5 protein-coding genes and 1 pseudogene are annotated in these 5,514 nt (G+C 66.3%); all 6 read left to right on the forward strand.

From position 1 onward, the window contains the following. Positions 1-475, forward strand: a 475-nt coding sequence (locus A5777_RS04375; protein WP_156529283.1) for an ATP-binding cassette domain-containing protein, incomplete at its 5' end; no start/stop codon positions are given. 40 nt (positions 476-515) lie between these two features. Beyond that, entirely contained in the window at positions 516-932 is a 417-nt protein-coding gene (locus A5777_RS04380; RefSeq protein WP_005207643.1) for a YccF domain-containing protein, read from the forward strand. 76 nt (positions 933-1,008) lie between these two features. Beyond that, positions 1,009-2,358: an NAD(P)/FAD-dependent oxidoreductase gene (locus tag A5777_RS04385; protein WP_064861749.1), complete on the forward strand. Its 1,350-nt coding sequence runs from the start codon at positions 1,009-1,011 to the stop codon at positions 2,356-2,358. Continuing rightward, a pseudogene (locus A5777_RS04390) lies at positions 2,355-3,071 on the forward strand (DUF1365 domain-containing protein); the annotation flags it as partial. The gene A5777_RS04385 and the pseudogene A5777_RS04390, both read left to right, overlap by 4 nt. A 208-nt stretch (positions 3,072-3,279) precedes the next feature. Next, positions 3,280-4,650 (forward strand): SAM-dependent methyltransferase, encoded by a 1,371-nt coding sequence (locus A5777_RS04395; RefSeq protein WP_064861751.1) that lies wholly within the window; start codon positions 3,280-3,282, stop codon positions 4,648-4,650. After that, positions 4,647-5,477: a DUF1295 domain-containing protein gene (locus A5777_RS04400; RefSeq protein WP_064861752.1), complete on the forward strand. Its 831-nt coding sequence runs from the start codon at positions 4,647-4,649 to the stop codon at positions 5,475-5,477. Before A5777_RS04395 ends, A5777_RS04400 begins: the two co-directional genes overlap by 4 nt. Positions 5,478-5,514: the final 37 nt, after the last annotated feature.

Below are 5,514 nucleotides of genomic sequence, written 5' to 3' on the forward strand. Positions count from 1 at the left end.
GATCTACCGTGCGATCTCCGAGCCGCTCGTCGTGCACAACATCGGCGACAAGGCGTCGCGCATCGCCCGCGTCCGCGAACTCCTCGACCTCGTCGCACTCCCGTCGTCGGTGATGCAGCGCTTCCCCAACGAGCTCTCCGGCGGGCAGCGTCAGCGTGTCGCGATCGCACGTGCGCTGGCGCTGAACCCCGAGGTCGTCGTGTGTGACGAGGCCGTGTCCGCGCTCGACGTCCTCGTGCAGGAGCAGATCCTGACCCTCCTCGACGACCTGCAGCACGAACTCGACCTGACGTACCTGTTCATCACCCACGACCTCGCCGTCGTCCGTCAGATCGCCGACCGTGTGCTCGTCATGCGGAAGGGCAAGGTCGTCGACGACGGCACCGTCGACGACGTGTACGAGAACCCGACGTCGGACTACACGCGTGAACTGCTCGCGGCGATCCCCGGACGAAACCTCGAACTTCAGCAGTGAACCCTCGCGCTCGACGGCGTCGAAGGGCGACAATGGACAGATGAAGACGTTGCTGAACATCATCTGGTTGGTTCTCTGTGGTTTCTGGATGGCGCTCGGCTACGTCATCGCAGGCATCATCTGCTGCATCCTGATCATCACGATCCCCTTCGGTATCGCGTCGTTCCGGATGGCGAACTACGCACTGTGGCCGTTCGGCCGGACGGTGGTCCGCGATCCCGAGTCGGGAGCGTGGTCTGTGATCGGGAACATCATCTGGATCATCGTCGCAGGTTGGTGGCTGGCACTCGGGCACCTGACGACCGGAATCGCGATGTGCCTGACGATCATTGGCATCCCGCTCGGTATCGCAAGCTTCAAGATGATCCCCGTCTCCCTCATGCCTCTCGGCGCGCGGATCGTTCCCAGCGATGCGGTGCGCAACGACACCGTCATGGCCGCGCCGCGAGCAGCCTGACCCATGAATCGACGCCGGCGAAACACTGCGTTCGATTCGACCCATCCACTCCGGTGACCGGATCCGAACACCGGGCATGACCAACCGCCAGCGATCCGCGCCACCCTCGCATGTCGCCGTCGTCGGCAGCGGGGTCGCGGGTCTGACCGCCGCGCACGTGCTCTCCGGGAGCAGCCGTGTGACGTTGTTCGAGGCCGACGACCGACTCGGTGGCCACGCCCACACACACTCGGTGACCATGCCGGACGGAAGTGTCGTCGGCGTCGATTCGGGCTTCATCGTCCACAACGACCGCACCTACCCGACGCTGCTGCGACTTTTCGCCGAGCTGGGCGTGGCAACCAAGGACACCGACATGTCGATGTCGGTCAGCTCAACGGCGACCGGCCTCGAGTATGCGGGCGCCCTCGGCTTCTCCGGCTTGTTCCCCACACCGCGCAATGCGACGCGAGGCCGCTACCTACGCATGCTCGGTGAGGTGACCCGATTCCATCGGGCGGCGCGCGCACTCCTCGACGCCCCTGACTCCGACGAGCCGCTCGACGACTTCCTCGATCGCGAGCACGTCTCCCCCTACTTCCGCGAGCACTTCATGCTGCCGCTCGTCGCCGCCGTGTGGTCGTGCGACGCGGCAACCGCCAGCCGCTACCCCGCGCGCTACCTCTTCACCTTCCTCGATCACCACGGCATGTTGTCGGTGTTCGGGTCGCCCACGTGGCGCACCGTCGACGGCGGGTCGGACACGTATGTCCAAGCCGTCGCCGACGGCATCCGACGCCGCGGCGGCGCAGTCCACGTGAGCACCCCGGTCCGGCACATCTCCGAGAACTCCGACGGCACTGTCGAACTCGCCATCTCGCCCGGAACGCAGAACTTCGACGCGGTCGTCGTCGCCACCCATCCTCACCAGGCTCTCCGATTGCTCGACGCCCCGAACCCGCAGCAGCGTCGAATTCTCTCCGCCATCGACTACGTACCCAAACCTGCTGCGCTGCACTCGGATACATCGCTCATGCCGCGAGCACGTCGGGCGTGGGCGTCGTGGAACTACCAAATCCACAGCGACCCGTCGGGAGCGATCGACGACTCACAGGTCGCAGTCACCTACGACCTCACCCGGCTCATGCGTCTGAATCCCGACCATCCCCGCATGCTGGTGACACTGGGCCGCACCGACCTAGTCGACGCATCGACCGTCATCGCCGAGATGACCTACGAACACCCCATCTACACGACGGAATCCGTTGCAGCACAGGCATTGCTTCCGGACATCAACACCGACTCGATCGTCTTCGCCGGCGCCTACCACGGGTGGGGTTTTCACGAGGACGGCGCGCTCTCCGGAGCGCGCGCCGCAGAGCGTCTCGGTGTCACATGGGATTCGGCGCGGCAGCGCACGGTCGACGACGAGCGGGAGTCGGCATGACCGACACGACCGCGCAACTAGTGCATAGTCGCATCACCCACACCCGACTATCGCCGGTGCGGCATGCTTTCACCTACCGCAGCGTCTCGTGGCTCGTCGAGATCGACCGTCTGCCAACACTTTCCGCCCCGCTACGACCCTTCGCTCGGTTCCTCGGAGCCGATCACTTCCCCGAACCGATGGTCGACGGCCAGACCCTGCGCGACCGCCTCGACGCCCACCTCCGCAGCGTCGGCAAGCGTGCTCCCGACGGGAGAGTCGTGGCGTTGATGTCGCCACGAGTCTCGGGATACGTCTTCAACCCGCTCAGTGTGTATTGGTGCTACGACGCCGACGGTTCACTGGCGTACGCGGTCGCCGAGGTCCACAACACCTACGGCGGACGTCATTGCTACGTCGTCGATCTCGACGATCAGGGGCGTGCAGAAGTCGACAAGGAGTTCTACGTCTCGCCCTTCAACGACGTGTCGGGCCACTACCGGCTGCGGATGCCGCCACCTGCCGACGGACGCGTCGCTGTCTCGATCGTCCTCGAGCGCGCCGGCCACGAACCCTTCGTCGCTTCGCTGTCGGGTCGCATCGAACCCGCGACGCCGCGTGCGATCGTCGCTACCCAGGTGCGCGCCCCGCTCGCCCCGCTCGTCGTCTCCGCCCGCATCCGATTCCAGGGAATCAAGCTGTGGGCCAAGCGACTCCCGATCGTGCCCCGCCCCCCGCAGGTCGAGCGCCAACGCCCGCCGGTCGAGCTTGTCGAGACCACCCCGCCGGTCGAGCCCACCTCACCGCCGGTCGACGGCCAACGCCCGCTGGTCGAGCTTGTCGAGACCACCCCGCCCGCCGAGCCCACTTCACCGCTGGTCGAGCCGGCCACGAGCGCAGCGAGTAGCCGAGTCGAGACCACCCCCACCCGAAAGGTCACCGATGAGTAGTCCCGCCACCGACTCCGACTCGCATGACACCCCGCCGCCCGCGCTCGACACCGATCTCACCGCGGCCGACGCCCGGCGCTGGCCCGACGTCGCGGCCGTACCCACCGGCGCGGCCGCGCGGGTCCGTGGACGCGCCGCGGCATGGCTATTCCGCCACGCGACCACCGGGATCGGAGTCCGCATCGAGTTCCCCGACGGCTCACGTCGCGGAAGCAAGACCGAGACCGTGTTGCCGCGCATGATCGTTCGACGCCCGGTCGCGTTCTCGCGTCGCGTCGGCTCGGGCGGTCTGATCGGGTTCGGCGAGTCCTTCATGGCGGGCGACTGGACCACCGACGATCTCGTCGGCGTCCTCACCCCATTCGCCGAACGAGTCGCCCGGCTCGTCCCGAAGCCGCTGCAAACCCTGCGCGCCCTGGTCCTACCCCGACATCCCGCCGACGAGGAGAACACCGCCGCCAACACGCGCAGCAACATCGCGCGACACTACGACCTCTCCAACGACCTCTTCGCGACCTTCCTCGACGAGACGATGACCTACTCGAGCGCCCTGTTCGACGACCCGTCCCTCGACGCAGACGCCACGCAGACCCCCAAACCGACCTCCCAGGTCGGATTCGACGACCTCGCCGATGCCCAGCGCCGCAAGGTCGATCGCCTACTCGACGCCGCGGGTGTCGGTCCGGGCTCGCGCGTCCTCGAGATCGGAACGGGCTGGGGCGAGTTGTGCCTGCGCGCTGCAGCACGCGGGGCCACCGTGCGATCGGTGACACTCTCGAGCGAACAACGCGCGCTCGCGATGCAGCGCGTCGACGAAGCAGGTTTCGCCGACCGTGTGCAGATAGACCTGCTCGACTACCGCAGCGTCACAGGCACCTACGACGCCGTGATCTCGGTCGAGATGATCGAAGCCGTCGGCGAAAAGTATTGGCCCATCTACTTTTCGACGATCGACCGCGTACTGGCGCCAGGTGGGCGCGTCGCCATCCAGGCCATCACCATGCCCCACGACAGGATGCGCGCCTCGCGGAACACCTATACCTGGGTGCACAAGTACATCTTCCCCGGCGGGCAGCTCACCTCACTGCCCGCACTGCGCGACGTCACAGCAGAGCACACCCGACTTCGCCTGCGCGACAACCTGTCCATGGGCCATCACTACGCGGAGACACTGCGTCTGTGGCGCGAACGCTTCACCGCTCGCCGCGCCGACGTCGAATCCCTCGGTTTCGATTCGACGTTCATGCGGATGTGGCAGTTCTATCTCGCCTACTCCGAGGCCGGATTTCGCGCGGGCTACCTCGACGTGCATCAACTCGTCTTCACCCGTGATGACGACACAACCGCGAGCACCGACTCATGACAGGACTGACCGGGTGGGCGGGCTTCGGCGTGGTGACCGGAGCGTCGTTGCTGTTCATCGTTGTCCTGCAAGCGATCACGTTTGCGGTGGGGCGTCGCCTGGGTCACTACAACGTCGTCGACGTCATCTGGGGATTCGGATTCGTCGGGATCGGCTGGATCGCACTGATTCTCGGCGGTGGCGACATCACCCGGCGATGGATTCTGGCCGTCGCCGTCACGGTGTGGGGGCTGCGACTGACCTGGCACATGCTCGGCAAGGTCCGCGGCAAGGGTGAGGACCCGCGCTACGCGAAGGTCCTCGGCGAGAACCCGTCGGCCGGGCGCGTGATCCGCAAGATCTTCGGCACCCAGGGCGCCGCGCAGTGGTTCGTGTCGCTACCGCTACAGGTTTCCGCGGTCACGCACGCAACGCACGGAATCTGGTGGATCGTGTTGATCGCGGGAGTCGTGGTCTGGGCCATCGGTATCTCGTTCGAGGCGATCGGCGACGCCCAGATGACGTCGTTCAAATCTGATCCGTCCAATAAGGGCAAGATCATGGACCGCGGGCTGTGGGCCTGGACGCGGCACCCCAACTACTTCGGCGACTCCGCCGTCTGGTGGGGCATGTGGCTCATCGCCGCGTCGGCGTGGCCCGGAGTTCTGACCGCGCTCTCACCCGTCGTGATGACCTACTTCCTGGTGTACGCAACCGGCGCGCGGCTCCTCGAGCAATCGATGAGCAAGCGTGACGGCTACCCCGAGTACCAGCAGCGCACGTCATATTTCTTCCCTCTACCGCCAAAGACGGGTGAGGGGGCGGGTAGTCAGGGCCACGCGCCATGACCGCCCTGCTCGCAACCCCAACACCTCCAGCCCGACC

This window comes from Gordonia sp. 852002-10350_SCH5691597 (genome assembly GCF_001665715.1).
Classification (GTDB): Bacteria; Actinomycetota; Actinomycetes; order Mycobacteriales; family Mycobacteriaceae; genus Gordonia; species Gordonia sputi.